Genomic DNA, 25,782 nt, shown 5'->3' with positions numbered 1-25,782 from the left:
TCAACAGATCCGGGGCAATTGATCGCCGACCAGCATGTCCACGATGCGCTCGCCGCCAAACCGCGTTTCCATCACGACGCGGCCGGGCCGCTCCGCCACGACGGTGCCGATGGCGACAGCCCCCTGCCCCAGCGGATGCACGCGCCATGCCGAAAGCGCGGCGGCCGCCTCCTCGGCGGGCACCACCGCGACCAGCTTGCCCTCATTGGCAAGATAGAGCGGGTCGAGGCCCAGAATCTCGCAAAAGCCGTTCACCTCGGGGCGGATCGGCAGATCCATTTCGCGCACCCGCACGCCGACCGCGCTTGCCTCGGCCAATTCGTTGAGCACGGCCGCAACACCGCCGCGCGTGGCGTCCCGCATCATCCGAACCCCCGGCGCGGCCGTTACGAGAACATCGACAAGCTCGTGCAATGGCGCGCAGTCGCTCGCGATCGTGGTCTCAAGCGCGAGATCCCCGCGGGCATTCAGAATGGCCGCCCCGTGGTCGCCGAGCAGGCCGTTCACCAGCACCACGTCGCCCGGCCGCGCCCGGTCGATGCCCACATGGAGGCCGGTTCGCACCACGCCGATGCCGGTGGTGGTGATGAAAAGCTTGTCGCAGGCCCCGCGCGCGACCACCTTCGTATCGCCGGTGACGATGGAGACGCCGGCCGCCGCCGCCGCGCGCGCCATGGACGCCACGACGGCACGCAGGGTTTCGACCGGCAATCCCTCCTCGATGATCACCGCGCACGAGAGCGCCACCGGCCGTGCGCCGCCGACGGCGAGATCGTTCACCGTGCCGCAGACGGCGAGGGTGCCGATGTCTCCGCCGGGGAAGAACAGCGGGTCAACGACGAAGGAATCGGTCGTGAAGGCGAGCCGGTCGCCGAGCTTGGCCAATGCGGTCAGATCGAAGCGCGCCTGGTCTTCCGGCGCGGGGTGCCCTGCCCCAGCGAAGGTCTCCAGGAACACATCCTCGATGAGGTCGCGCATGGCCGTGCCGCCGCCGCCATGGGCGAGCGTCACGGTGGCCTGCGTCACGCGGCGGCGGGGGCGCACGGGCCGGTCAAAAGGAATATTCATGCCGCCCCCTTCATGCCGCCATACTGATAATAGGCGGCGCAAGCGCCTTCCGAGGAAACCATCAGCGCGCCGAGCGGCATTTCGGGCGTGCAACTGGTGCCGAAGACCGGGCAGGCCCAGGGCTTCACGGCGCCGGTGAGCACCTCGCCGCAGCGGCAGGCGGCGGGATCGGCGACCTTCACATCCGGCACGGCGAAGCGCCGTTCGGCATCGAAGCGGGCCAAGGGCTCGCGCAGCCGCACGCCCGATTCGGCAATGGAGCCGAGCCCGCGCCATTCGAAGGTGGGGCGGGTCTCATACACCTGCGCCACTGCGGCAAGCGCAGCCGGATTGCCGCGGTCCGGCACCACGCGGGCATATTGATTCTCGATCCGCGCCTCGCCCGCCGCGAGCTGCCGCAGCACCATCAGCAGGGATTGCAGCAGGTCGATGGGCTCGAACCCCGCCACCACCAGCGGGCGGCGGAATTCCTCGGCGATGAAGCGATAGGGCGCCGTGCCGATGACCATGGAGACATGGCCCGGCCCGATGAAGCCGTCGATGCCGAAATCCGGCTGCTCCAGCAGCGCGCGCAGCGTGGGAATGATGGTGATATGATTGCAGAACAAGGAGAAATTCGAGAGTCCTTCGCGCGCGGCGCGCAGCACGGTGAGGGCGGTCGACGGCATGGTGGTTTCAAAACCCAGCCCGAAGAACACCACCTCGCGACCGGGATTGCGCCGCGCCAGCTCCAGCGCGTCGAGCGGCGAATAGACCATGCGCACGTCGGCGCCATCCGCTTTCGCCTGGAGCAGGCTTTTGCGCGAGCCCGGCACGCGCATGGCATCGCCGAAGGTGGCGAAGATGACCTCCGGCCGCTCCGCGATGGCGACGCAATCGTCCACCCGCCCCATGGGCAGCACGCAGACCGGACATCCCGGCCCGTGCACGAACTCGATGATGTCTGGCAGCAGCCCTTCCAGGCCGTACCGGAAGATGGCGTGGGTGTGGCCGCCGCATACCTCCATGACAGCCACGGGATTGGTGCGGCCGCGCTCCAGGCGGATCGCGAGCCCGTCGATTTCGCGGATCAGTCCGGCCGCCAGGGCCGGATCGCGGAATTCACTGACGAAACGCATGATCGCCCCCTGCCCGGCCCGTGGACGCCGGCTCGACACTGCCGGTGCGCATCGCGTCCATCTCCGCATCCATCTCGCCGATCTCGGCGAGCACCTTCAGCGTGGCTGCGGCCTCGGCCTCGTCGATGCGGCTCATGGCGAAGCCCACATGCACCAGCACCCACACGCCGATCAGTGCGTCCAGAGGCGCGCCCGGCTCGGCCACGCACACGACGTCCACGCTGCGGCGGACGCCGGAAACATCAACGATCGCCAGCATCGCGTCCGCGTCCGCTATGGCGACGATCCGACCGGGAATCCCGAGGCACATGGGTTCGTCTCCTCAATGGCGCGCGAAGGTGCGACCGCGGGCGATACCGTAGCGGTCGATCTTGGCCCGCAGGCCGACGCGGGACAGGCCGAGTTCCTCGGCCGCCCGGCTCTTGTTCCAGCGACAGCGCACGAGCGTTTCCATGAGGATGGACGCCTCGATGCGCTCGATACGCTCCTTAAGCAGCCCGCCGTCGGGCAGACCCCCGTCGGGCAAGGCGATCTGCTGGGATACGCCCTCCGGGGCGGCGGCGGCGCGCACCACATGGGGCGAGAGCAGATCGGCGCCCAGCTGGGGGCCGGTGGAGAGCACCAGCATGCGCAGCACCTCGTTCTGCATCTCGCGCACATTGCCCGGCCAGTCATAGGCCTCCATGCAGGCGAGCGCTTCGTCGGTGAAGCCCTTCACCACCTTGCCGTGAAGGTTGCACAGGCTATCCAGTATGGCGGTGGCGAGCACGCGCAGATCGGCGCGTCGCGCGCGCAGGGCCGGCATCATCAGCACCATGGCGGACAAGCGGTAGTAAAGATCCTCGCGGAAGCGCCCGCCCGCGACCTCCTGCGTCAGGTCGCGGTGGGTGGCGGACAGCACCCGCACGTTGACGCGCTTGGCTTCGTTGGAGCCAACGGGCCGGATCTCCCCCTCTTGAAGGAAGCGCAGAAGCTTCACCTGAAAGGCGGGGGAAACGTCGCCGATCTCATCCAGCAGCACCGTGCCACCGTCCGCCTCGTCCAGCAGGCCGATGCGGGTGGTGTGAGCGCCGGTGAAAGCGCCCTTCTTGTGGCCGAACAGTTCGGATTCCAGCAATTCATCGGGGATCGCCCCGCAATTGACCGCGAAGAACGGGCGCTCCGAACGCAGGCTGGAATAATGGATCGCCCGCGCGAGCAGCTCCTTGCCGGTGCCGGTCTCGCCCTGGATCAGGACCGGAACGTCGAACACGGCCACCTGGGCGGCGCGCCGGCAGGTCTCGTTCAACGGGCTCTCGGGACTGCGGATCAAGGTATCGAAATGGAAATTCCGTGCCACGCGCTCGTGCTGGGCCGCCAGGCGGGCCTGCGCCACTGGGGCGGCGAGCTTCAATTCCAGCGAGAGACGATGATGGTCGCGTTGCAGGGCGAACAGATGGGCCGCATTGCGCGCCACCAGAAGCAGCTGGTCCGGATGCCAGGGCTTGGTGATGTATTGGTAGATTCCCGCCCCGTTGATCGCCCCGATCATATCCTCCGGCTCGGTATAGCCGGTGACGATCACCCGCACGATTTCCGGCCAGCGCTCACGCACTTCGGTCAGGAACGCGACGCCGGAGACCTCGGGCATGCGCTGGTCGCAGAAGATCGCTTGAACCCACTCGCTTTCCAGTATGCGCCGCGCCTCGGCCGCGCCGAGGGCGGTGAAGACCTCGAACTCCTCGCCGAGCACGCGGGCCATCACCTCGACCGAGCGAGGCTCGTCATCAACCAGGAGAAGGGCGGGCCGCGTGCTCACCCCTTTACTCCGCCGCCGTATGAAAGGCGCCGCGCAGCGCCTGCGCCCGCTGTTCGGCGGCCCGCGCCAAGTCCTCGAGCCGGGTCCGCCGGGCGTCCTCCAGCCATGCCAGCCATTCCGCAAATCCCGCGCCGGACCGGGCGGACAGGGTAATCACGCGGGCCGTGGGATTGATGCGCGCGATATTCGCGACGATGGCGTCGAAATCCACGTCGAGATGCGGCAGCAGGTCCGCCTTGGTGAGCAGCACCAGATCGGCGCCCTGGAAGATATCCGGATATTTCAGCGGCTTGTCCTCGCCCTCTGTGACGGAGAGGAGGGTGATGCGCGTGTCCTCGCCGAGATCGAACGCCGCGGGACACACCAGATTGCCGACATTTTCGATGAACAACACGCCGCCGGCCGGGAGCGGCAGCCGCTCCATGGCGTGGCCCACCATGTGCGCGTCCAGGTGGCAGCCCTTTCCGGTGTTGATCTGGACCGCGGGAAAACCCACGGCGCGAATGCGTTCGGCATCGTTCGCGGTCTGCTGGTCGCCCTCGATGACGGCGGCCGGAACGCGGCCGGCGAGCGCTTTCAGGGTCTCCACCAGCAGCGTCGTCTTGCCGGCGCCGGGACCTGCGAGCAGGTTCAGGGCGAACACCCCGTCCGCCGCGAGCCGGGCCCGGTTCTGCGCTGCGAATCCGTCGTTCTTGGCCAGGATATTCTGCTCGATCTCCACCATGCGGCGCGCATCAAGGCCGGGCGCGTGGCTGTGCTGCGGCCGGGCCGGCTCGCCGGCGTCGTGGGGATGGTCGTGGGAATGGGAATGCCCGTGCGCATGCTTGTGATGGTGCGTCCCCGTGGGGGCGTCCGCATCATGGGAATGGGCGCCCTGCCCCGGCTGCGCCGCATCGGGACCGGACAGGGTGACGGCATCGGATCCACAACCGCAGGCGACGCACATCACACGACCTCCAGGTCTTTGATTTTCATCTCGGTACCGCCGTTGGGCACCAGCCGTTCGCCGCCGCAGGCGGGGCACGGGTCGAGCCGCCCGGCGAGCGGCACCGTCGTTCCGCAGGTGAAGCACCAGGCGGTGCCGCTCTCTTCGAGCATCACCAGCTCGGCGCCTTCGGCAAGCGAGCCGCGCATCACGACATCGAAGCCGAAGCGCAAGGCCTCGGGCTCGACGCCGGCGAAAGCGCCGATCGCCAAGCGTACCCGCGTGACGCGCGAAAAATTCTGCGCCTGTGCCGCATCTTCCAGAGCGGCACGCAGGCTCTCGCACAGCGCCATCTCGTGCATGTCAGGCCTCCGGTACGAAATGGAGGGTCAGCGGAACACAGGGATTGACCGCGCATTCGGCAATCCGCGCCAGCATCTGCGCCTCTCGCCGCGCCGGCAAGGCCGCGAGCATCTGCGCGAACAGGCCGCCGGGCGCGAGGTTCCAGGCGCTCGGGGTGCGCACGCGATAGGCGAGAACACGGCCGTCTTTCACCGTCGCACGATGAACGAGCATCCCTCGCGCCGCCTGCGCATAGCCGATCCCCGCCCCGGCTTGCCCATGAAGCCTCGCGTCGCGGCCGCCCTGCGCCATCCACAGCAGATCGACGATCCGCGCGAGCAGGCGCGCGAACAGGCTCGCCCCTTCCTTCTGGAGCAGCGCGCGGATCACCGGCGCGACGCGCACGCGTGCCAGAACCGTGGCCTCGTGGCGGGACGAAGGCGCGTCCTCCATCAGGGGCGAATCCAACGCTTCCACATCCATTGGGGGAAGCGCGGCCCGGCCCCACGCGGGGTCCAGGCGCTCGCGCAGGTCGCGCAGCAGCCCTGCGGTCGGCGTCGGCGCGCGGGCCAGCCAGGCGTCCAGATCGGAGAGCGAGAATGCCGGCAGATCGTCCCCGCCGCAGACATGTCGCGCCAGCTCCGCCGGCATCCCACGTCCGAGCAGGGCAAGGCCGGTTCTGTCGGAGGACATGCCGAGCATGCCGGGCCAAAGATGAAACAGCGCGACCCCGTGGTCGCGCACGGTCTCGGCCCGCATCGCGCCGGCGTTTTCGGCGTCGGGCACTCCGAGCGCATGGCATGCGGCGGCATGGTGCGCGGCCCCGCAGAGATTGAACAGGCGCGGCAGCAGCTCCAGCGCTTCTTCCACGCGCCGGCCCACCAGCAGCGGCTCGGGATCGGGCATCGGCACGCTGGTGAAGTGCCAGCCCGCCGCGATACCGGGCCGCGCGATGGTCAAAGCTTCGGTCATGCCGGCTCCGCTGCCGGGCGCGCGCCGGCGGCGGCGCCGAAGATCAACTCACGGCGCGTGGGCTGGGTCGAAAGCACCGGCCGTTGCTCCGCGCCGTCCGGCGATGCGGCGTCATCGCGCGAAGCCGCAGCCTCCGCGGCTTCGAGCGCCGCCAGTTCCTCGGTGCGGCGACGGCGGATTTCGGCCGTCGGCGCGCCCTCCTCGCGGTTCGCGGGATCGAGCAAAGCGATCAACGCCGCCTGGGCGGTTTCCGTGGCCTGGAGCATCGAGGTGAAGTCGAACATGGGCGAAAACAGCGAGCAGGCCTTGTAGGGGCCGGTTTCCGGGCGGTTCGCGCCGAGAAATTCATACCAGCCCGAGGGAAAGGCGATCAGCTCCTTGGTGCCGGTCGCAAGGCGGGTCCAGTCCTCGTCCGGGCCGGGCAGCAGGACGAGGTTCATGAACCAGGGGGTGACCAGCATGCCGAAAACCCTGCCCTCGTGGACGCGGAAGCCCACGGCCTTCACCGACAAGGTCTCGTTGACGATGGGAACGCCACGCATCTGGCCCGCGTGAATCTCGCGGAACGCGGCTTCCAGGCGCGGCGGCACCGTGCGGACAATCTCCTCCAGGCGCGGATCGACAGCCGGCGCGGGCGCGGCGGCGCCCCCCTCTCCCTGGTCGAGCACCATGAATTGGTCGCGCTCGCCATCGCACACCGGGCAGCGCCACTGCTCCGGCAAGTCGACGAACGCGGTGCCGGCGGGAACCTGCCAGGTCTCGCACCCCTCGGCGGGGTCATAGACGTGCCAGCACACCTTGCATTCCAGGCGGGTCTTCGGATCGAGCCCGCCGTTCGCGCCGCGAAACGAACCTTCAAACCGCATGATCGGTCCTCATCGCATGGCCTCGAGCACTTCGCTCAGCCGTTCGGCGGAATCGGCGATGTCTTCCGGCGCGGCGCAGGCGACCTCCGGCAGATCGGTGATTTCAAGCGTGTCGAGGATCAGCATGTCTGTGGAATTGTAATACCGCACGCGCCAGACATCGCGCCGCGCCGCCGCGTCGATCCGGCAATTGCCGTAGCCGCGGGACAGAATGGTGAGGCCGCCGACGCCGACCGCCGCGTCGATCAGCGCTAGATCCTCGGGCGTGTGCGGGAGGAGGGAGAAATTGATCACATGGGGCGGCGTTCCCGGCGCGCGCGCTTCGGTGCGGTGGGCGATCTCCGCGATGACCGGCGGCGCGTTGACGACCCCGGAGCGCGGCCGGGCGGTATCCGCCAGATCGATTTCCCAATGCGCGGGAAAGGCCCGCAGAAGGGCGCCGCGGGGAAAGGCTCCGACCTCGATCCGGTCCACACCGTCGGCGCCGCGCACCCGCCAGACCCCGGCGAAGGTCGCCTCCTGGATTTCCAGCGGCGCACCGCCGCCGCTGACGCGCACGGCGACTTCGCCCTCGCCCAGCGCCTCGTCGATCAGCCGCCGGTTCGCCGCGTCGAAGCCGGCCAGCGAGACGGAAGCATGGGCGCCGGGTTTCCAGCTCTCCAAAGCCCGCTGCACCTCCTCCAGGGCAGCGAAGGCCGGCGCATGGCGGGCCTTGTCTTCTACCTCCGGAAGATGGGGTTCATAGACGCGCATGCCCGAGGGCATGGGCAGGTAGGCGAGGCCGTCTGCGCCCTCGGTCTGGCTGCCGGGCCCGAACCCGATCGGCGGCTGGGTGGCGATGGGAAGCGATGCCATTGCGCGATCCTCAATGGGTCATACAGGCATCGGCGAGCACCGTGCCGAGCCGGGTGAGATATTCGTCCCAATCGCGCATGCGGGCGATGGACCCGATGGGATCGCCGTCACGCAGCACCACGATCGCCGGAAGGGCGAGGGCGAGGGCCTCGCGCAGGGCGCGTTCGATTGCTGGCCCGGCCACCGCGCCGGTCAGAGGGCGTCGCCCGCCCTCGAGCGCCCGCACCAGCTCGGGCAGCACCGCCGCGATGTCGGGCGTCTCCATGTGCGATTTTCCGTACGCCGGCAGGAACAGCAGCCGGTCGCGGGGATCGGTGCCGAGATCCTCGGGCGTATCCACATAGGCATAGCCATGGGTGGTGATGAGCCGCTGGACCAGGGGATGGAGCGCAGCCGCGGCGGGCGGGATCTCGGATGCTATCTCGGGCATCAGGCTTCCTTTCGGCCGGCGGCCAGGGCGGCGGCAAGGTGGGGCGGCAATTGTGGTTCGCGGTCGAGATCGGCGAACGCGGCATCGAGCGCCGCGCTTGGGCCGGCGCCGGTGATGACGGCGGATAGGGCGGCGAGCGCTTCGGCGATGAGGCGCGCCTCGCGGGCATCCAGAACCCGCCGGGCCGACCCCAGAAAGACCAGGACGTGGTCGCCGATCCCCGCCTCCGGAACGAGGCAGAGGTCGATCCGCTCCACGCCCGCTTCGCTTTCGCACCGGGCGAAGTCACCATTGCGTTCAAGGATGCGCATGGGCACGCCGACGCACATGCTCAGGCCCCCTCGCTTCTGAGGGCGAGGACGCGTTCATCGCCGATGCGGCAGGCGTCCTCTGCGCTGGGGCGACCGGATTCATAGGCGTAGCGGGCGACCGCCGGGGCGAGCACCGCATCGTCGGTCTGGGTGCGCGGCGTGAGCGTGACGCCGAATGCGTCGCGCAGCAACGACACCACGTGCGCGGCCGCGGGCGCCACCTGCGCCGCCACCACCTCTGTCAGGCCGCCGCCGTAATCATCCAGCGTGTGGGGCTGCACCCCCACCAGACGCAGGACACGGGGCGCGCAGCCGCGCAATTGAAGCAAGGCCAGGACTTCCTGAAAGCCGGTCTGGTGCAGGCTCACCTTGCGGGCGCCGAGCACCGCGGGAACCTCGTCGTCGCTCAGCAGGTGCAGCGTGCCGGGCGGCAGGCCGTAATCGACGGCATCGACGATCACCACGATGTCGGCGTCTTCCAGATGCGGCAGCAGATAGAGGCCCTGTGTGCCGCCATCCAGCAGCGTGACGGCATCGGGCATGACGAAGTCGCGGTCTATGGCCTCGACCACCCGCACGCCGAACCCCTCATCCGCCCAAAGGATGTTGCCAATTCCAAGCACGAGGATGCGATCGTCGGCCATGCGACGCCTTTCTCCCTGGGACGCTCCCGATGCGGTCTGCCGCCGCGGTTTTTTCGACTTGGTCTAATACAAGACCCGTGCCAGCCCTTTGCCGGATCGCAAAATGAGCGCGGACAAGGCCCGGCCCTCGCCACCTACCTGCCCGGTGCCCGCTCTTTGTCAGGAAAGTGTCCATAATTGGGAGAAAATGGAAATAAACCTTCCAAATAAAAAGGCGCGACATATGCCGCGCCTTTCGATCCGCCCGATGACAGGGTCGGCTAGTCCGGGTCGTCGTCCCGGAATGTGCGGTAGCCATTGGTGATGGCCGAGACCATGCTCTGGCGGGACATGATGTCCTCCCGGATCACCGAATAGACGTGGATGATTACGAACACGATGAACACCCACATGCCGAGGTGGTGGAAGGTGTGCACATTCATGCTTCCGCCCAAGGCCGGAATGATCCAGCCGAACAGCCGGTCCTGCCAGCTGCCGAGCCCCTCGCCCTCGGAATAGAGGGCGAACCCGGTTCCGATCATGAACAGGCCGCACACCACCATCACCCAGAACATGAACACCTGGGCGAGCGGGTTATGACCCATGAACTTCAGGGGGCGCGGCTTGAGGAAGGCATACCATTTCACCTCGATCAGCAGGCCGCGCCAGAAGCTCGCCTTCCAGAACGGGAAGGTGAAAAGCTCCCGCGCGTATTGGTTGCCCACCAGCGCCCACAAGGCGCGTCCGATGAAGCCGATGGCGAAGATATAGCCCGCCGCGAAATGCACGAACCGGATCGTCCCCATCATGTAATGGGCGCTGGCTTCCCCCGACAGCGTCGGGAGCGGCGAGCCGATGAGATAGCCGGTGACGCACAGCACCAGGATGGACAGGGCATTGACCCAATGCCACAGGCGCACCGGCGCCTCGTACACGTAAACGGTGGTGAGTTTCCGCGATCCGCTGACCGGCGGGGATGACCCCGCCGGGGAAGCGTGGGAAGGCGCGCCCGCGCCGAGGGAGGTATCGGTCATCGCCCCCTCCCCTCAGCGGACGGTGACGCGGGCGAGTTCCTCGCCGCCCGGCGCCAGCACATGGGTGGAGCAGGCAAGGCACGGGTCGAACGAATGGAGCGTCCGCAGGATCTCCACGGGCTCGTCCGGCCGTTCCATGGGCGTGTTCAGAAGCGAGGCCTCGAACGCGCCGATATTGCCCTTCGGATCGCGCGGGCCGCCGTTCCAGGTGGTCGGGACGACGCACTGGTAATTCTCGATCCGCCCGTCCTTGATCTTGATCCAATGGCCGAGGCCGCCGCGCGGCGCGGCGACCGTGCCGACGCCCTTGGCTTCCTTCGGCCAGGTGGCGGGGTCCCACTTCTCCACATTGGCGGTGGTGCTGTCGCCGGCCTTGATGTTGGCGATCAGATTGTCGAAGTCGGTCAGCATCATCTCGGCGCAATAATGCGCCTCAAGGGCGCGCGCCAGCGTGCGGCCGATGGTGGTGGGAAGCGCCTGCTTCGGCGTCAGGTTGGTGCCGGCCAGCGTGTTGAAGCGACCGAGCGCCTCGTCCACCTGCCCCTTCACGTAATCGACCCCATGGGCATAGGCGAGCGTGTAGCGGGCGAGCGGGCCGACCTCACAGGCATTGCCCTTCCAGCGCGGCGCCTTGATCCAGGAATATTTCGCCGCCTCGTCGACCGCCTCGATATTGGTCTTCGTGCCCTTGGCTGCGGGGCCGAGCTGATAGTTCGGCTCGGTCACGCCATCCCAGGGATGCAGGCCGACGTCGTTCTTGCCGGCGCCATAGGTGTACCAGGAATGGGTGACGAACTCCTGCACCTGCTCGGGGTCGCGCGGGTCGATGGGGTGGATCTCGTTCCAATTGCCGTTGAGGATCACGCCGCCCGGCAGGCGATCCGTGGATTTCTGGCCCTGGATGGCTTCGTAATCGCCATAATCCATGACGTTGGTCGCGGAGAGCCCGCCGCCATAGAGCCAGCCCTTGTAATAGCTGGCGATGGCGATGACGTCCGGCACATAGACGTTCTTGGAGAATTCATAGGCTTCCTGAAGCTTCAGCTTCACGAAGTTCAACCGCTCCATGTTCAGCGGCGCGCCGGCCGACATGTCGCCTTCCATGTTGATGGCGCAGGGCACGCCGCCCACCATGTAGTTCGGATGCGGGTTCTTGCCGCCGAAGATGGTGTGGACCTTGACGATCTCACGCTGGAAATCGAGCGCCTCAAGATAATGGGTCACCGCCAGCAGGTCCGCCTCGGGCGGCAGCTTGTAGGCGGGATTGTCCCAATAGCCATTCTTGAAGATGCCGAGCTGACCGCTCTCGACGAATTTCTTCAGCCGGTTCTGCACGTCGCGGAAATAGCCGGGCGAGGATTTGGAATGGTCGGAAATCGCCTGCTGGAGCGCCGAGGTCGCCTTCGGGTCCGCTTTCAGCGCATTGACCGGGTTCACCCAGTCGAGCGCGTGCAGGTGATAGAAATGCACGACGTGGTCATGCCATTGCAGCACCTTCGCCATGATCTCACGGATCAGGAACGCGTTGTTCGGGATCTTGATCTGCAGGGCATCTTCCACGGCGCGCACCGAGGTGAGCGCGTGGCAGCCCGTGCACACGCCGCAGATGCGCTCGACGAACGCCCACGCGTCGCGCGGATCGCGGCCCTTGAGGATCACCTCAAGCCCGCGCCACATGGTGCCGGTGGAGACCGCGTTGCGGATGACATTGTTGGCGTCCACATTCACTTCGCAACGCATATGGCCTTCGATGCGCGTGACCGGATCGACGACGATGCGGCGCCCGGCGGTGTCCAGGCTGAAGCCGTTGGGGGTCTGGATGGTCACTTGGCGTCTCCCTTATGCTGGGCGCGCTTCAGGGCGCTGACCGCTGCGTGCACCGCCACGGCGCCGCCCACGACGCCCGCAGCCGCGAGCCCGATCTGATCCGCATTGGCTTCCACGCCGAAGCCCCTGCCGTTGATGTCCGCGAGGCGCGCGTACCAGGAGCCCTTGTCCCAGAAGCCGTCCTCCGAGCAGCCGATGCAGCCGTGCCCGGCCTGGATCGGGAAGGAAACGCCGTCGTTCCAGCGCACGGTGGAGCAGGCGTTGTAGGTGGTCGGGCCCTTGCAGCCCATCTTGTAGAGGCAATAGCCCTTGCGGGCGCCCTCATCGTCGAACTTCTCGACATACTGGCCGGCGTCGAAATGCGGGCGCCGGTAGCATTTGTCGTGGATGCGCTGGGAATAGAACATCTTCGGCCGACCCTGGCGGTCCAGCTCGGGAATGCGGTCGAAGGTGAGCATGTAGGTGATGACGCCGGTCATCACTTCGGCGATGGGCGGGCAGCCCGGCACCTTGATGATGGGCTTGTCGAAGATCACCTCGTGCACCGGCGTGGCGCGGGTAGGGTTCGGCCGCGCCGCCTGCACGCAGCCGTAGGAGGCGCAGGAGCCCCAGGAGATGATGGCCTTGGCGTCCTTGGCCACCTTCTTCAACTGGTCCACGAACGGCTTGCCGCCGATGATGCAATACATGCCGTCTTCGTTGAGCGGCGGATTGCCTTCCACCGCGAGGATGTAATTGCCCTTATATTTGGTCATCACCTCGTCGAGGATGGCTTCCGCCTGATGGCCCGCCGACGCCATGAGCGTGTCGTCATAGTCGAGCGAGATCATGGAGAGCACCACATCCTTCACCAGCGGATGGGCGGAGCGGATGAAGCTCTCCGAGCAGCAGGTGCATTCCAGCCCGTGCAGCCACAGCACCGGAAGGCGCGGCTTGGTTTCCATGGCATGGGCGATCTGCGGCGCGAGTTCCGGGCCGAGGCCGAGCGCGGCGGCGGTGAGCGAGCAATATTTCAAGAACGAGCGGCGGGTGATGCCCTGCCGCCGCATGACATCATAAAAGGTTTCGAGGCCGACCATGCGGCGTCCCTCCTGGTGGTGCTCTCACGCCATCGCGTCGAGGCGATGCGCTGAGGCTCCATCAGCAACCCGCGTGCCAGTTCTTATGTTTAGCAATATCAAGGCGTTGGATCGGTGGATGGGCATCCGGTGCGGAAAGTGGCACCTCACTTTGCAGCCGGGGCGGAAAGCGCGTGACCGGTTTTGCGGTCAGGCCGTTCGGTCCGCCAGAAGACGGGCCGCCGCCACCGCCGCCTGGCCGAAGGCGAGCCCGCCGTCATTGGCGGGCACCTCGGCAGGCGCCATCACCGCATAGCCGGCCGCGGTGAGGCGCTCCATGACAGCTTCGAGCAGCAGGCCGTTCTGGAACACGCCGCCCGACAGCGCCACATGGCGCAGGCCCTCGGCGCGGGCGACATGCGCCGCCGCATCCGCGAAGGCGATCGCGACGCCGGCGTGAAAATTGGCGGCGCAGGTCTCGATGCCGACCCCTGCGGCGCGATCCGCCAGCGCGGCGCGCCAGAGTGGGGCGGGATCGAGGTCTAGCAGGTCGCCGCTGTCCGACATGGCGAAGGGATAAGGCGCCGGGGCCTCCTGCCCTTCCGCCCAAGCTTCCAGCGCCATGGCGGCTTCACCCTCGAAGCTGAGGCGATCCGGTGCCAAGCCCAGCAGCGCGGCCATGGCGTCGAACAGCCGGCCGGCCGAACTTGCGAGCGGCGCATTCACCTGTCGCGCGATCATCGCCCGGAGGGTGGCGAGGGGCTTGCCTGCGAACAGCTCGGGCGGAACGGCATCTGCACCCACGGCCGCATCGAGATGGGCCAGCAACACCCGCCAGGGTTCGCGGCTTGCGCTGTCGCCCCCTGCAAGCGGGATCGGCCGAAGCCGCCCGCGCCGGCGGAACGCGAGATAATCGCACACCAGGATTTCCCCGCCCCACGCGGTGCCGTCGGTCCCGAGCCCGAGCCCATCCAAAGCGATGCCGACCACGGGCCCGGCATCGCGCCGCCAGCCGTTTTCCGCCATGGCAGCGGCGATATGGGCATGGTGATGCTGCACGCCCACCACGGGCAGCCCACGCGCCTCGGCAACGTGGGTGCCGAACCGGGTGGCGCGGTAGTCGGGATGAAGATCCAGCGCGATCGCAGCCGCGGCATGGGAAAAGACGCCTTCATAATCGGCGATCGCGTCGGCGAACTCGTCCTCGATGGCCGGCGCGTCCAGTTCGCCGAGATGATGGGTCAGCAGGGCCTTGCGGCCGTGCGTGAGGCAGGCCGCGCTTTTCAGATCGCCGCCCATGGCGAGCACGGGCGGTGCACCGGCAAAATCCTCAGGCAGATCGAACGGGCGCGGCGCCTGCCCGCGTCCGCGTCGCATCACCCGCGCCCGCCCGCCCACCACACGGACGACGGGATCCTCGAGGCGGCGGGCGATCGGCCGGTCGTGGCCGAGAATGCCGTCGACGATGCCGGCAAGCGCTTGCGCGGCCTCATCGTCGCGAAACACCTGGGGCGCGTTGGCGCGATTGGCGCTGGTCATCACCAGCGGCCGCCCGACGCGCTTCAGGAGCAGATGATGCAGGGGCGTATAGGCGAGCATGAGGCCGATCCGGCCCGGCGGCGGGGCAATGCCTGCCGCCAGCGGTCCGTTCTCCCGCCGTGCCAGCAGCACGATGGGGGCCGCGGGGTCCAAGAGCGCCGCCGCCTCGCCGGGCGCGAGATGGCAGAGCGCTGCTGCGGCGTCGAGATCCGCCACCATGACGGCCAAGGGTTTCGACGGCCGGTGCTTGCGCCGCCGCAGCTCCTTCACCGCCCCGCCGTCTGTGGCGTCGCATGCGATATGGAAGCCGCCGATGCCTTTCACGGCGATGATGCCGCCAGCCTTTAAGGCAGTCACGGCCTGGGTCAGGGCATCGTCATCAGCCTGTGCCGGATCGGGCACAGGCCCCAAAGACGTCCAGCTCAGGCGCGGCCCACAGGCGGCGCATGCGATGGGCTGGGCGTGGAAGCGCCGATCTTCGGGGTTTGCATATTCTGCTCGGCATGCCGCGCACAGGGAAAAGCTCTGCATCGTGGTGCGGGCGCGGTCGTAGGGCAGCCCCCGGACGATGGAGAAGCGCGGCCCGCAGTCCGTGCAATTGGTGAAGGCATAGCCGAAGCGGCGCGCGGCGGGGTCGGCGATTTCCGCCCGGCAGGCCGGGCAAGTGGCGATATCGGGCACGATGCCGACCGAAACCGCCCCTGCCCCGCTCTCGACGATGCGGAATCCGGCACCATCCGGCGGCGGCGCGGGACGCGAGGAGATCGCCTCCACGCGGGACAGGACGGGCGCCTCCTCGCGCAAAGCGACTGCCAGGGCCGCTAAGGCCTTCGGCGCACCGCCGGCATGGATGAAGACCGCGTCGCCGGTGTTGCGCACTTCCCCGGAAAGTCCGAGCCGCCGGGCGAGGCGCCACACGAAGGGCCTAAATCCCACCCCCTGCACGATCCCGCGCACGGTGATTTCGACCCCCCGGATGTCGGACATGGGCGCCTCAGTGCACCGTGCACACCATGCAGGGATCGAACGAGCGCACGATATGCTGCACGCTCAGCGGGGTTGTCTCGTCGCGATGCACGAGCGCGCCCACCAGGGCGGCTTCGAGCGGACCGGGCACGCCGGCCGCGTCGCGCGGCGAGAAATTCCAGGTGGTCGGGGCAATGATCTGGTAGCGCGAGATGCGGCCACCCTCCACTTCCACCCAATGGCCGAGCGCGCCCCGCGCGGCCTCGGTCAGCCCCGCGGACCGGCCTCGGGCGGGCATGTGCCCCTGGGCGCACCAGGCGCCCTCCGGTTCCAGGGCCCGGACCCAGGTTTCCATGGCGATGAGCGTGCGCGCGGTTTCCACCAGCCGGGCAATGACGCGGGAGAACACAGTGCCCCCGCCCGCTGACACGAGATCGCGGATCAGGGGCTGGCCGTCGATGACCTGCCGCGCCACGGCGCCCGTTTCGAACGGCAGGCCGTTCAGCCGCGGCGCCTTGCACCATGTGTACCCGGTCTCGTCCGTCCCGTCGGGCACGGTCGAGCCTTGGAACGGATGATGCGGATGCGCGCCCTCCTCCATGCGGGAGAAGGTGTGATCCTCCGCGATATCCGCCGGATCGAAGCCGCTCACCTCCCCCGCGACAAGGACGCCGGCGGGATAGAGCGGGCCCTCCTGCGCGGGATAGGCGCCATAGGAGAGAAACCGATCATAGGCGCGGCCTTGATGCGCCAGATCCAGATCGGCGGCGATCTCCAGGAACAGGCGGAAATCGCCGTCCGGGCCCCTGGCACGCCAGGCCTCCAGCTCGGCGCCATCGGCCAGGCTCGCCACCTGTTCCAGCTTCGCGCCGAACAATTGAGTCTCCAGCACCGCCCGCACCGCGCCCAGCGTGGCCAGGAGGCGGACCTTGTCGCGGGATTCCGCGCGCTTGGTCACGCCCCCGGGCTGGATCGCCAGGGTGTGGGGCCACCGGCCGGCGAGCAGGCCGAGAACATGGAGCAGGGTCGCCCGTGCCTCCAGCAGGCGCCGCGCGCTGGTGCCGCGCCCCGCCTTGAAGCGGGCTTCCGCCGTAGGGAACCACGCCCGCCCCGCATAGGCGGCGCGCGCGAAATCCGGCATGAAGAAGAGATGGAAATGGGTGAGATGGTCCGCCACATTCTCGGTGGCGACGATGAGATTGGTGGCGATCCGCCCGTTCCGCGTCGGTTCCAGCCCTTGCAATCCGGCCAACGCCAGGGCTGCGGCCTGGGACTGGGAAACCGAGCAGATGCCGCAGATGCGCGGCGCGATCACCAGCGCATCCAGCGGGTCGCGCCCCTCCAGAATACGCTCGAAGCCGCGAAACAGCGGCGACGAGACATGGGCCTGCGCCACCGCGCCATTGGCGATGTCCAGCCGCACCTCCAGATCGCCCTCCACGCGATTGAACGGCCCGACGATGAGCCGCGTGACGCCATCGCCCGCTGAACCTTGCGCTTCGCTCATCGCCGCTTGATGTCCCGCACCGTGGGCGGCACCACCAGATGGTCGCTCACCGCATTGCGCCGCAGCCGTTCGGGCGTCGCCGCTTTCGCGAGGGAGGACAGGGCGATAAACCAGGCCTTCGGCATGTCGGTGGGCAGGCCGACGGGAATGCCGGCGACCTTCGGGGTTTCCAGGAAGGCGTGGCCCGGCTCCTCGAATTCAGGCGCCGTGCAATTGATGCAGGCATAGCCGCCGCGGGTGCAGGAGCCCTCGCCGTTCCAGGAGCGCGTGTTGCAATCCGCATGGGCCTGGGTGCCGAGGCAGCCCAGGTGCTCCATCATGCAGCCGAGGTCGGAGAGCTTCTCCGCGCTCGCCTTGAACTCGTAATATTCGTTGCGCGGGCAGCCATGGTGCACGAGATGGTCGGCATAGAAGCGCGGCCGGCGATAGGCATCGAGATCCTGCGCGCCAAGCAGGCCGGAGGCCAGCAGCATCAAGGTCTCGGTCACCCAATTGGGGTGTGTGGGGCATCCGGCGACATTGATCACCGGCAGGCCCGAGCGGGAGCGGAACATGGCGCCCAGCGCCCCGCCCTCGCGCCGCCCGTCATATTGCAGGCCGCAGGCATCGGCGGGATTGATGCCGGCGGCGGTCACGCCCCCATAGGCGGCGCAGGTGCCGACCGCGATCACATGCTCGGCGAGGGCTGCAAGCTCCCGCACCCATTCGATCGTCGGACGGCCCGTGCCGGCGAGCACATGGAAGCGGCCGGTGCCGTTCGGCCCGCGCAACAGCGAACCCTCGACACACAGGGCGTCGAGGCGCACCGCGCCGGACCGCACGCGCTCGAACACCGCCAAGGCCTCGCTCCCGGTCTCCTCGGATAGGCCCGGGTGCCAGAGCATGCGGATGCCGGCGCTGTCGAGCGTGGTGAGCAGGTCCGGCCCCTCGGCGCAGAGCAGCGACATGGTGCAGCCGCCGCAGCCGCCGGATTGCAGCCAGAGAATGTTGAACGGCGTGCTCAAGCTGGCCCCTCCGCCGGCGCGGCCGGCAAGGTCACCCGCATCACCGCGCCGCCACCGGGATGATTGCCCGCCTCCAGCAGGCCGTCGTGCTCCTGCACGATGCGATAGCTGATGGACAGGCCAAGGCCGGTCCCCTTGCCCACGGGCTTCGTGGTGAAGAAGGGATCGAAGATCCGCGAAGCGATCTCCGGGGCGATGCCGGGCCCGCTGTCCTGGACGCTGATGACGACGCGGTCGCCGCGCCGCTCGCCGGCGATCAGCAGCCGGCGGCGGCCGCCGCCCTCCATGGCGTCCACCGCGTTTTGAATGAGGTTCATCATCATCTGGTGCAACTGGCCGGGATGGCCGATCACGTCGAGCGGCCCCACCAGCTGAAAGGTGGTCTCCACGGCCGGGCTCTGGGCCTTGGCCACCCAATCCAGGGACGAGCGCACCAGCGCCGCCATGTCCACCGGTTCGGACGCCTGCCGCCGGTCCGAGGAGAAGCGCCGCAGGTCGGCGACGATGTCGCGGACCCGCTCGGCCCCTTCCAGCATGCCGGCAATGGTGGGGGCCATCTCCTTCAAGGTGCGGTCGATCTTCAGGTCCGCCCGCAGCTCGCTTGCCACCGGCGCTTGGCCGTGCAGCGCATCCACATAGCTCACGAGCCGCTCGCCATAGCGCTTCAGGGCGTGGGCGTTGCCATAGACGAAGGAGATGGGATTGTTCAGCTCGTGGGCGACGCCTGCGACCAGGCGGCCGAGCGAGGCCATCTTCTCGGCATGCACCAGCTGCTGCTGGGCCTGCTTCAGCCGCTCGTGGGCGGCGGCGAGATCGCTATAGGCTTTGCGCAGCTCGCCGATCGGCCGGCCCATGAGGACGATGCCCACCGCACGGCCCCGGGAATCGAACCGGATCGCGCCGTTGACCGAAACCGGCAAGGGACCCTCCGGCGTGGAGAAGGCGAAATCACGGTCCACGATGCGCTGCCGCTTGGCGACGATGGCCAATACGTCGGCAAATCCGGTCGGCGTTTCCGGCGCCAGCAGATCTGCGAGCCTGAGGTCCAGCAGGTCGGACCCCGAACGGCCGAGCAGCCGCTCGGCGGCGACGTTCACCTGCTCGATGCGGCCGGTGAGGTCGCAGGCGATCAAGGCGTCGGTCATGGACGCCATTACGCCCGCGATGAAGGCCTGGGCTTCCTCCAGCGCGGCGTTCTTGTTCTCAAGCTCCACCTGCTGGGTCACCAGCTCGGCGTAGGTCTCGTCCATCTTGCGGATGACGGCGATCCAGGCCTGTTCCGCATCGGCGTTGAGCGCAGCGGCGGCATCGATCCCAAGCCCGCCGGCGGCGGGATCGAGCGCACGGCCTTTGCTACCGGATGCGGGCATGGACAGGGAAACCGGGATCGACAAAAGAGCCGTCATGCTAAGCCCGCCGCGCCCCGGATCACAACAGCGGATCCTCGGCGCCCCAGGACGGCGGCGAGAATTGCCTTTAATTCACAAATTAACACCACGAAAACAGAGGCTTGATTGCGCATTCCGACCTGATGATTCAGATTGCGAGTGTCACCCCTCGAAGGTCATGCCGTCGAAGGCGGGGATAATGCCCGCCGGAAGGATGGTCTCCAGGCGTCCGTAATCCAGGTCGGTATGGAGATTGGTCAAAATGCTCCGGCGCGGCTTCAGTCGCGCGATGTGGGCGAGCGCCTCGCTCAGGCTGAAATGGGAAGGATGCGGCGCCTCACGTAATGCATCAAGAATCCAGATATCCAGATTTTCGAGATATTGAAGTGAGTTATCCGGAAATGCACTGACATCGCTTGAATAGGCGACGCCCTCGAAGCGGAAGCCGAACGAGTCGATCTCCCCATGGTGCTGGCGAATCGGCAGCGCGACAACCGGCCCGCCCGGCCCGTCGATCTGCACCGCCCGGCCCTCATGGAACCTGTGCTCGGTCAGGATCGGCGGATAAACGCCGCCCGGCGGTGTGCGGAAGCAATAGCCGAACCTTTGATGCAGGGCCTCCGACGTGTCCGCATCGATATAGGCGTCGATGCGCTGGCGCTGCTGGATGGCCAGCGGGCGAATGTCGTCGATCCCGTGGGTGTGGTCGGCGTGGGCGTGGGTGAAGAGCACGCCGTCCACCCGATCGACCTGCGCATCCAGCAATTGCTCGCGCAGGTCCGGGGACGTGTCCACCAGCACCGTCGTCACGCCGTCCGGTCCGTGCCGGCGCACCAGCAGCGAGCAGCGCCGCCGGCGGTTGCGCGGATTGGTGGGATCGCACGCGCCCCATCCCTGCGCCACGCGGGGCACGCCGCCCGAGGAACCGCAGCCGAGTATGGTGAAGGTCAGGCCCATGGGAAGCTTCCGCGCGCTGTCACCCAGGAGCCTTACCGCCGCCGGCGCGGATCACCAAGGCTCTCGCGCCGGGCACGCCCGATTCTCCCCAGGCACGACCGCAGTTTCCGCACCGTCTTCGTGCGACGCAACCAACGCTGCGTTGCTGCGTTGAGCCTAGACGGATCGGCCGACGGCCGGCGGCCGGGTACATCAATGCGGGGCAACGGACATGGACATGCTGGTAACGGACGCGGCTCCTCAGGTGATGAAGGCGTCGCGGGTCCGGGAGGGAAATCCGTTTCCCCTTGGCGCGACCTGGGACGGGCTCGGGGTCAATTTCGCGCTGTTCTCCGCCAATGCCACCAAGGTGGAACTGTGCCTCTTCGATGCCGATGGCGAGCGCGAGGTGGAGCGCATTGAACTGCCCGAATATACCGATGAGGTGTGGCACGGCTATCTGCCCGACGCCCGCCCCGGCCTCGTCTACGCCTATCGCGTCCATGGCCCCTATGAACCCCAGGCCGGCCATCGGTTCAATGCCAACAAGCTGCTGCTGGATCCCTACGGCAAGCAATTGGTGGGCGCGCTCAGCTGGAACCCCGCCTTGTTCGGCTATCAGATCGAGAGCAAGGAAAAGAACAAGGATCTCACCTTCGACACCCGCGATAGCGCCGCCTTCATGCCGAAGTGCCGGGTGATCGACCCGGCTTTCACCTGGGGCATGACGCGCCGGCCCATGGTCCCGTGGGATCGCACCATTCTCTATGAGGCCCACGCTCGCGGCTACACCATGCGCCATCCCCAGGTGCGGGAGGATCTGCGCGGCACCTTCGCCGGCCTCATGGCGCCGGAGGTGATCGACTATTTGAGGGACCTCGGGATCACCGCTCTGGAGCTGCTGCCGGTGCACGGTTTCGTGGACGACAGCTATCTCGTGGAAAAGGGCCTGCGGAACTATTGGGGCTACAACACGATTTCCTTCTTCGCCCCGCATCCGCTCTATCTCGCGAGCCCGAACGTCAACGAATTCAAGGAGATGGTCGCGCGCTACCACGCCGCGGGCATCGAGCTGATCCTGGACGTCGTCTATAATCACACGGCGGAGGGCAACGAGCTTGGCCCGACGCTCTCGTTCAAGGGCATCGACAACGCCTCATATTATCGCCTGCCTGCGGACAAGCGCTTTTATATCAACGATACCGGCACCGGAAACACGGTGAACCTCTCGCATCCCCGCGTCCTGCAAATGGTCACGGACAGCCTGCGCTATTGGGCCACCGAGATGCAGGTCGACGGTTTCCGGTTCGATCTCGCCACCATCCTCGGCCGCGAGGCCCATGGCTTCGACGAGGGCGGCGGGTTTCTCGATTCCTGCCGCCAGGACCCCGTGCTCTCGCAAGTGAAGCTGATCGCCGAGCCTTGGGATTGCGGCCCGGGCGGATATCAGGTCGGCGGCTTCTCGCCGGGCTGGGCGGAATGGAACGACCGCTATCGCGACACGATCCGTGCCTATTGGAAGGGCGATGACGGCCAGATCGCGGAACTCGCCACCCGCCTCACGGCCTCCGGCGACTTCTTCAACCGGCGCGGCCGCAAGCCGTGGTCGTCGGTGAACTTCATCTCCGCTCATGACGGCTTCACCCTCGCGGATCTGGTCTCCTACAACGACAAGCACAATGAGGCGAACGGCGAGGACAACCGCGACGGCCATTCCCACAATCTGTCGTGGAATCACGGCGTCGAGGGCCCGAGCGAGGATCCTGAGATCTGCGCCCTGCGGGCGCGGCAGATGCGCAACATGCTGGCCACGCTGCTGTTTTCCCAGGGGACGCCGATGATCCTCGGCGGCGACGAATTCGCCCGCACCCAGGGCGGCAATAACAATGCCTATTGCCAGGACAACGAAATCGGCTGGATCGACTGGGATTTCTCGCCGGCCGGGCGCGACCTGCACGCCTTCGCGCGCACCCTGATCGCGGTGCGCCAGTCCCACCCCCTGCTGCGCAGAAGCCGTTTCTTGAGCGGGGCCTATAATAAGGAGCTGGATGTCAAGGACGTGTGCTGGCTCGCCCCGGACGGCAGCGAAATGGGCGAGGAGCAATGGCAGGACGGGCTCAGCCGCTGCATGGGCGTGTTGATGGATGGGCGCGCGCAGCCCACCGGCATTCGCCGCAAGGGGACGGACACTACCTTGCTGCTGATCGTGAACGCGCATTTCGACGTGGTGAATTTCACCCTTCCCGAAGTCGTCGGCGGCGCGGGCTGGCGCCTGATCGTCGACACCAACGCACCCGAGCCTGCGGCCCATCCCACCTTTCCTTTCGCCCATGTGTATGAAGTGACCGGCCGCTCGCTCCTGCTGCTCGAAGTGGCATCATGAGCGAGCCGGAGAGCAGCGGGCCGGAGCGCGCGGCCCGCCCTATCCTCCAGCAGCCGGTGGTGCCGCCCCGCACCGCCGTCATTCCGGTCGGTTCGGGCGCCGTCGGCACGCTCCTGGCGACCAGCGCCATCATTGCGATGCTGTATTTCGCGCGCGAAGTGCTGGTGCCGGTGGCGCTCGCCATGCTGCTGAGCTTCGTGCTCGCCCCCGTCATCGTGGTGCTGCGGCGGTTGAAGATACCCCGGACGCTGTCGGTCACCAGCGTGGTGGTGCTCACCTTCCTCGGCCTCATTTCGCTGGGCGCGGTGGTGGCCAGCCAGGTGGCCGAACTGGCGGGGGATCTACCGCAATACCAGGTCAATATCCGCGACAAGATCCGCTCCCTGCGGGGCGCGACCGAGGGGTCCGGAACGCTGGAGCGCGCGGCGCAGATGCTCCAGGACCTCGGCAATGAACTCGACCGGCCCCGGCCGCAAAGTCGGACGGGAAGCCCGAATGCCGACGCCGCCGAGCAACCGCCCCTGCCCGTGGAGATCCGTCAGCCCAATCCGGGCACCTTGGGCATGCTCGGCGCGGTGATGACGCCGCTCATCCACCCACTCGCGACCACCGGCATCATCTTCATCTTCCTCATCTTCATCCTGTTGCAGCGCGAGGACCTGCGCAATCGCTTCATCCGCCTTGCGGGGGCCAGCGACATTCAGCGCACCACCGCCGCGCTCGACGATGCCGCGCGCCGCCTGTCCCGCTTCTTCCTCATGCAGGTGATGCTGAACGCCGGCTTTGGCACGGTGATCGGCCTCGGCCTGTGGATGATCGGCGTCCCGAGCCCGCTCCTGTGGGGCTTGATGGCGGCGGTGCTTCGCTTCGTGCCTTATATCGGCGCGATCATCGCCGCCCTTCTGCCGATCGCGCTCGCGCTCGCGGTGGATCCCGGCTGGAGCATCGTGCTCTCCACCATCGCCCTGTTCGCGCTCGTGGAGCCTCTGGTCGGCCACATCATCGAGCCGCTGGTCTATGGGCGCAGCACCGGCTTGTCGCCGGTGGCGGTGGTGGCATCGGCCACCTTCTGGACCTGGCTGTGGGGGCCGATCGGCCTCGTCCTCGCGACCCCCCTCACGCTCTGCGCCGTGGTGCTCGGCCGTCATGTGGACCAGCTGGAATTTCTCGACGTGATGCTCGGCGACCGGCCGCCGCTCAGCGCGCCGGAGCTGTTCTACCAGCGCATGCTCGCCGGCGATCCCACCGAGGCGACCAGCAAGGCCGAGGAATTCCTGAAGGAGCGCAGCTTCCTGTCCTATCTCGACAATGTCGCCCTGCCCGGCCTGCGGCTCGCCCAGCAGGACCTCGCCCGCGGCACCCTGGACGATGCGCGCATCGCGCGCCTGCGCCTCAGTCTCGGGGAATTGCTGGAGAATCTGTCCGATATCCCGGACGGCATTCCCAAGGGCGAGACCGACGAAGCGGAAGCCGAGGCGGCCGTCGCCCTCAGCCCGGCGGGCCGAGCCTATCCGGTGGTCGACCCCGGTGCGCTCCCGCCGCGGTGGCGTGGCGATGCTCCCATCCTGTGCATCGCGGCGCGGTCGGGCCTTGATCTTGCGGCAGCGGACCTGCTGGCGCATCTGCTGAGGCGGCACGGGCTCGCGGCGCGGGTCTATGGCCCGGAGACGCTGACGATCGCCAATCTCGCCAATCTCAGCGGGTCCGATCTGGCGCTGACGATCCTGTCTTCGCTTGAGAGCCTGGGCACGGCGCACATGCGCTATTCGAGCCGGCGGCTGCGCCGGCGCTTGCCGGACAGCGCCATTCTGCTCGCGGCCTTTGGAGCCCATGAGGACGGTGCCATGCGCGCGGCGCTCGAAAGCCAATCCGCCAGCACTGTGGTGGCCACCACGCTCGAAGAGGCGCTGGCGGCGTGCCTGATCGCGGCGGGGGATGCGGTGGCGTCTTGCGACCCCACCGCCGTCGACGTGCCGCACCCCATCCCGGAGGGCCGCCCGGCCGCCAATCCCCGGACGGCAGCGGCCAGCGCTTAGCCGCCAAGCGCCTTGAGCATCAGCACCGCGAGAAAGCCGAGGAAGAAGGTCGCGGCAACGAAAGTCGTGTCCTCTCCATCCTCGTGGGCTTCCGCCAGCAATTCCTCGGTCACCAGATAAAGCAGGGCGGCGGTCGCGAAGGCGAGGATGCCCACCTGCCAGATTTCCGGCAAGGAGAGGAAGGCGAGCGCTCCCACCGCGCCGCCGATCGGCACCAGGATGGCGAGGGAAGCCGCCTTCATCACCCCCCTGCCTCCGGCGCCCGGGCGGCTCAGCGACACGCTCGTGGCGAGGCCGAGGAAGAAGACTTCCAGCGTCAGGGCCGCGACGATCACCAGCCCGCTTTCCGGCGCGGCGGCAATCGCGACCGCGCAGAGCAGGCCGTCGACGAACAGGTCCAGCCCGACGGTGACCAGCAGGCCAGTGCTGCTTCCGCCCCCCTTTTCGTCGGGCGCGTCGTCGTCCTTCTCTGCCCCCTCGCCGAGCCAGCGCTTGATCGCGAGCATCAGCGCACCGCCGAGGCAAAAGCCGATGGCGATTCCGAGCGGATGGGATTCGCCGAGTTCCGGCAGCAGTTCCGCGCCCACGGCGGCCATCACCACGCCGGCGGTGAAATGCTGCACGGCGCTGCGGATCGTCGCGCCGGGATGCCAGACAAAGCCCAGCAGGGCGCCGACCACAACGGCGGCGGCGGGGATCAAGGTCAAAAGAACGGAATTCAGCATGCTCGGAGCCCCTGGGCAGTCCGGCATGCTCTAGGGCTTTAGCGTGACAGGGCGACGAAGCGCCGGGCGTT

Annotated in this window: 23 protein-coding genes; 2 read left to right on the top strand and 21 right to left on the bottom strand. The window is 67.7% G+C overall.

The window, feature by feature from the left end; all coding sequences use genetic code 11:
• From hypE to V5F84_RS13325, 20 genes are all read right to left on the bottom strand, one after another.
• Positions 1-1,068 (bottom strand): hydrogenase expression/formation protein HypE, encoded by a 1,068-nt coding sequence (hypE, locus tag V5F84_RS13420; protein WP_394043391.1) that lies wholly within the window; start codon positions 1,066-1,068, stop codon positions 1-3.
• Positions 1,065-2,186, bottom strand: a complete 1,122-nt coding sequence (gene hypD / locus V5F84_RS13415; protein ID WP_394043392.1) for a hydrogenase formation protein HypD — start codon at positions 2,184-2,186, stop codon at positions 1,065-1,067. Before hypD ends, hypE begins: the two co-directional genes overlap by 4 nt.
• Positions 2,170-2,496: a HypC/HybG/HupF family hydrogenase formation chaperone gene (locus V5F84_RS13410; RefSeq protein ID WP_394043393.1), complete on the bottom strand. Its 327-nt coding sequence runs from the start codon at positions 2,494-2,496 to the stop codon at positions 2,170-2,172. The genes hypD and V5F84_RS13410 overlap by 17 nt, the downstream gene beginning before the upstream one ends.
• 12 nt (positions 2,497-2,508) lie before the next feature.
• Positions 2,509-3,984, bottom strand: coding sequence for a sigma-54-dependent transcriptional regulator (locus V5F84_RS13405; protein WP_394043394.1), 1,476 nt, complete (start codon positions 3,982-3,984; stop codon positions 2,509-2,511).
• A gap of 4 nt (positions 3,985-3,988) precedes the next feature.
• Positions 3,989-4,930, bottom strand: a complete 942-nt coding sequence (gene hypB, locus V5F84_RS13400) for a hydrogenase nickel incorporation protein HypB (RefSeq protein ID WP_394043395.1) — start codon at positions 4,928-4,930, stop codon at positions 3,989-3,991.
• Positions 4,930-5,271, bottom strand: coding sequence for a hydrogenase maturation nickel metallochaperone HypA (hypA, locus tag V5F84_RS13395; RefSeq protein ID WP_394043396.1), 342 nt, complete (start codon positions 5,269-5,271; stop codon positions 4,930-4,932). Before hypA ends, hypB begins: the two co-directional genes overlap by 1 nt.
• Before the next feature lies 1 nt (position 5,272).
• On the bottom strand, positions 5,273-6,223 hold the full coding sequence (locus V5F84_RS13390) for a nickel-dependent hydrogenase large subunit (protein WP_394043397.1): 951 nt from the start codon (positions 6,221-6,223) through the stop codon (positions 5,273-5,275).
• Positions 6,220-7,089 (bottom strand): [NiFe]-hydrogenase assembly chaperone HybE, encoded by an 870-nt coding sequence (hybE, locus tag V5F84_RS13385; protein WP_394043398.1) that lies wholly within the window; start codon positions 7,087-7,089, stop codon positions 6,220-6,222. Before hybE ends, V5F84_RS13390 begins: the two co-directional genes overlap by 4 nt.
• Before the next feature lie 9 nt (positions 7,090-7,098).
• Positions 7,099-7,944: a hydrogenase expression/formation protein gene (locus V5F84_RS13380; RefSeq protein WP_394043399.1), complete on the bottom strand. Its 846-nt coding sequence runs from the start codon at positions 7,942-7,944 to the stop codon at positions 7,099-7,101.
• Between the two features lie 10 nt (positions 7,945-7,954).
• A complete protein-coding gene (locus tag V5F84_RS13375) occupies positions 7,955-8,374 on the bottom strand; it encodes a thioredoxin domain-containing protein (protein WP_394043400.1) in 420 nt (139 codons plus the stop codon).
• The gene (locus V5F84_RS13370) at positions 8,374-8,685 is read right to left on the bottom strand and encodes a HypC/HybG/HupF family hydrogenase formation chaperone (RefSeq protein ID WP_509277111.1); all 312 of its coding nucleotides are present in this window, start codon (positions 8,683-8,685) and stop codon (positions 8,374-8,376) included. The genes V5F84_RS13375 and V5F84_RS13370 overlap by 1 nt, the downstream gene beginning before the upstream one ends.
• Before the next feature lie 20 nt (positions 8,686-8,705).
• Positions 8,706-9,329, bottom strand: a complete 624-nt coding sequence (locus V5F84_RS13365; RefSeq protein WP_394043402.1) for a HyaD/HybD family hydrogenase maturation endopeptidase — start codon at positions 9,327-9,329, stop codon at positions 8,706-8,708.
• Between the two features lie 260 nt (positions 9,330-9,589).
• On the bottom strand, positions 9,590-10,342 hold the full coding sequence (gene cybH, locus V5F84_RS13360) for a Ni/Fe-hydrogenase, b-type cytochrome subunit (RefSeq protein WP_394043403.1): 753 nt from the start codon (positions 10,340-10,342) through the stop codon (positions 9,590-9,592).
• Positions 10,343-10,354: 12 nt separating this feature from the next.
• The gene (locus V5F84_RS13355; RefSeq protein WP_394043404.1) at positions 10,355-12,169 is read right to left on the bottom strand and encodes a nickel-dependent hydrogenase large subunit; all 1,815 of its coding nucleotides are present in this window, start codon (positions 12,167-12,169) and stop codon (positions 10,355-10,357) included.
• Complete coding sequence (locus V5F84_RS13350; RefSeq protein WP_394043405.1) at positions 12,166-13,248, bottom strand: hydrogenase small subunit; 1,083 nt, start codon at positions 13,246-13,248, stop codon at positions 12,166-12,168. The genes V5F84_RS13355 and V5F84_RS13350 overlap by 4 nt, the downstream gene beginning before the upstream one ends.
• Before the next feature lie 189 nt (positions 13,249-13,437).
• On the bottom strand, positions 13,438-15,753 hold the full coding sequence (gene hypF / locus V5F84_RS13345) for a carbamoyltransferase HypF (RefSeq protein WP_394043406.1): 2,316 nt from the start codon (positions 15,751-15,753) through the stop codon (positions 13,438-13,440).
• Positions 15,754-15,760: 7 nt separating this feature from the next.
• Positions 15,761-17,239 (bottom strand): nickel-dependent hydrogenase large subunit, encoded by a 1,479-nt coding sequence (locus V5F84_RS13340; protein ID WP_394043407.1) that lies wholly within the window; start codon positions 17,237-17,239, stop codon positions 15,761-15,763.
• Positions 17,236-18,186, bottom strand: coding sequence for an NADH-quinone oxidoreductase subunit B family protein (locus tag V5F84_RS13335; RefSeq protein ID WP_509277210.1), 951 nt, complete (start codon positions 18,184-18,186; stop codon positions 17,236-17,238). Before V5F84_RS13335 ends, V5F84_RS13340 begins: the two co-directional genes overlap by 4 nt.
• A 53-nt stretch (positions 18,187-18,239) precedes the next feature.
• Positions 18,240-19,649 (bottom strand): sensor histidine kinase, encoded by a 1,410-nt coding sequence (locus V5F84_RS13330; RefSeq protein WP_394043409.1) that lies wholly within the window; start codon positions 19,647-19,649, stop codon positions 18,240-18,242.
• Positions 19,650-19,793: 144 nt separating this feature from the next.
• Complete coding sequence (locus tag V5F84_RS13325) at positions 19,794-20,588, bottom strand: MBL fold metallo-hydrolase (RefSeq protein ID WP_394043410.1); 795 nt, start codon at positions 20,586-20,588, stop codon at positions 19,794-19,796.
• A gap of 217 nt (positions 20,589-20,805) precedes the next feature.
• Here V5F84_RS13325 and glgX point away from each other — a divergent pair, with 217 nt between their 5' ends.
• The gene (gene glgX / locus V5F84_RS13320) at positions 20,806-22,950 is read left to right on the top strand and encodes a glycogen debranching protein GlgX (RefSeq protein WP_394043411.1); all 2,145 of its coding nucleotides are present in this window, start codon (positions 20,806-20,808) and stop codon (positions 22,948-22,950) included.
• On the top strand, positions 22,947-24,986 hold the full coding sequence (locus V5F84_RS13315) for an AI-2E family transporter (protein ID WP_394043412.1): 2,040 nt from the start codon (positions 22,947-22,949) through the stop codon (positions 24,984-24,986). The genes glgX and V5F84_RS13315 overlap by 4 nt, the downstream gene beginning before the upstream one ends.
• Here V5F84_RS13315 and V5F84_RS13310 read toward each other — a convergent pair.
• Entirely contained in the window at positions 24,983-25,711 is a 729-nt protein-coding gene (locus V5F84_RS13310; RefSeq protein WP_394043413.1) for a ZIP family metal transporter, read from the bottom strand. The genes V5F84_RS13315 and V5F84_RS13310 overlap by 4 nt on opposite strands.
• Between the last annotated feature and the right edge of the window lie 71 nt (positions 25,712-25,782).

Origin of the sequence: Roseixanthobacter liquoris, from assembly GCF_043195135.2 — a bacterium.
Taxonomy (GTDB): domain Bacteria; phylum Pseudomonadota; class Alphaproteobacteria; order Rhizobiales; family Xanthobacteraceae; genus NCEH01.
The sequence above is the reverse complement of the archived record's forward strand: the minus strand, read 5'-3'. Positions and strand labels throughout refer to the sequence as shown.